Raw genomic sequence first — 2395 nt, 5'->3', positions numbered from 1 at the left:
GCAGCCAGGACGACCTCAAGGCCCTGCTGCCGCAAGGCATGTCAAAGAACAACCCGGTCTAAGCCAGTTCACTGATGTCTACTTGATGACCGCTCGCCTGAAAAGGTGGGGTTGTCTGGACGGTTACGATCATGGGTGGCTTGTTGAGAGTGGCGTAGTCCCTACCACTTGGCCTGGAGGGCGGAAGGGGATCGCCTGCACTGACTGGAGCGCGTTGAAGGGGCGCGAAGTGCTCTTACTCCCGTCTTATGCAGCGGATGGTTACCGCTTGGCATATGAAGCCAGTCGAGCCATTCAGAAAGCCGGGGCAGGACAGGTTCGGATTCTGTCACGAGCACCTCAATGGGAGTTTCGTGGTGAAACGGAGCGTCTTGCCCACGACTTGGCGGTTTGGAATGATCAGGGGCGAAGGCTTTCTGCCAGAGCCTTTTGCGAGGAGGCCGAGCGCCTCTTTGGGCTGAATCTTGATGGCCAAGTGGAGACTGCATTCCAAAGCAAGTCCTTGGAGACGCTGCTGGCGATGCCTGAAGAGCCACGGCCATACGTGATCAAGCCAGTTATGCTGAGCCCTGGCTTGATGATGCTGGTGGCGGGAACGGGGGTTGGGAAGACCTGGGTCGCGTTCGCAGTTGCGCTTGCCGTGTGGAAGGGGACTTCTGCGCTAGGCGGGAAGTGGACAGCTTCCCGCGCACGGAATGTGCTCTACCTTGATGGTGAGATGGGCGAGAGTGCGTGCAAGGAGCGCTTGAAGGCCTTGGGTCAAGCTCAGAGACGTACCGTAGACGAAGAAATCGGGGGAAAGCGGTTCGAACTGCTTTCTACCATGACAGAAGGCAATGCCTTGCCTGACCTTGGTACTGAGGAAGGCGGCGAGGCCCTGCTGGGTTGGATCGACAAGCGGTTCCCGGATGTCGAGTTCATCGTGTTCGATAACCTGTCGACCTTGGCCCCGACGGCATGCGGCAACAGCACTGAGTGCCAGGAGGAATTTCGTACGTTGCTCAAGAAGTTGAAGGCGCGGGGGATTTCCTGCCTGATTGTGCAGCATACCTCGAAATCGGGAGACCAGCGCGGCAGCAACGCCAAACTCGACATACTGGATGCCGTGGTGAAGCTTGATCGGCCCAGCAAAAAGGGCACCGCTGAGAAGACCACCAGGATCACCGTTTCGTACGAAAAATGTCGTAACGCTTTCGGTAGTGATATTGAGCCGTTCACGGTGGAGTTATCGCCTCCGGATGGGCTGCTGGCGACCTCGCCTTGCGAAGGTCAGACAAAAAAAAGTGCCCCGGATGTGGACGGCCTCCAGCCTGCCTGGCTTGAGAATGCCAAGCGCATGAGGGAAGATGGCATGAGCTATCGGCAACTTGCTCATGCTCTTGCCCAATCAGACGGCAGTGGCCCTACCCATGAAACCGTCAGAAAATGGCTGCAAAAAATCGGTGAATAGTTGCAGGGGGAGGCGCCGGGCCTCCCCCTGTCTCATTTCATGTTCGGCTCTCGCCTTCAGGCAGCGCCAACGGTTCGTCCTCGCAGTCGTCCGTTCTCGTGGTGCCTGTCTCCGACAATATGGCAGCAGCGAACACGCCAGCGACACCGGCCAGGCAGCCGCCAAGAAATACCCAGGCCCTGTTCATTCCTTTATCCCTGGACTCGTGGTCAGTCATCGATGCTCTCCTTGACGACGTTAAGTACCGCGATGGCTACGGCGATGATCGATCCCCAGTTTATGCCCATATTCCTCTCCTCGGGGTCCGGACCTTCGGGCAGTCCGCGAAGAGGACGCATTCCGCAGGCGGCAGAAGGCATTTCTTCCACGGCCAGAACCGGCACAGGTACATCCAACGCATACGACCTCCTTGTCGGGGTGTTGAAAGAGAAAGGGGAGGCGTGGTGCCTCCCCGTTGTTCGTTGCCGGTGTTTTTCGTAGTTGCATCATGTCGCGCGCCTTCCGACCAGCGCGCCCTGCAGCAGGCCGAACATCGCCGGGGCAAGTTCGGCCATGGTGTTGACCGTCCTGTGCCGTCCCGGCAGGTGCTGCAGGATGTTCACCGCGCCGATGCCGATGGCGTAGACCTCGAACCCCAGCCGTTCGGCGTGCCGGATGGCTTCCAGGGCGCATGTCGGCGTATCAGGATCGCCATCGGTCAGCAGCAGGATGAGCTTGCGGGCCTCACGCAGGGGCAGCATTTCCTGCATCACCCACCACAGGGACTCGGCCAGTGGGGTGGTCCCCACGGCTGCCACCTTCAGTCCCGGATGTACCCGCTGGCCGTGCCGCACCAGGCGCCCCACGGTTTTCTGCTCCGTCGACGCCGGGTCATGGCTGGCCGGAAAGGCGGTGATGGCCACGTTGATGCCGATGGTCTCAAGGGCCGAGGCCACGGCATGACAG

2 protein-coding genes are annotated in these 2395 nt (G+C 59.8%); one reads left to right on the top strand and one right to left on the bottom strand.

The window, feature by feature from the left end:
* Positions 1 to 268 precede the first annotated feature (268 nt).
* Complete coding sequence (locus tag FVW27_RS13240; RefSeq protein ID WP_167125850.1) at positions 269 to 1450, top strand: AAA family ATPase; 1182 nt, start codon at positions 269 to 271, stop codon at positions 1448 to 1450.
* A gap of 485 nt (positions 1451 to 1935) precedes the next feature.
* Here the strand turns inward: FVW27_RS13240 and FVW27_RS13230 are convergent.
* On the bottom strand, positions 1936 to 2395 hold a 460-nt coding region (locus FVW27_RS13230; RefSeq protein WP_167125843.1), incomplete at its 5' end, for a vWA domain-containing protein.

This window comes from Nitratidesulfovibrio liaohensis (assembly GCF_011682075.1).
Lineage (GTDB): Bacteria > Desulfobacterota > Desulfovibrionia > Desulfovibrionales > Desulfovibrionaceae > Cupidesulfovibrio > Cupidesulfovibrio liaohensis.
The sequence above is the reverse complement of the archived record's forward strand: the minus strand, read 5'-3'. Positions and strand labels throughout refer to the sequence as shown.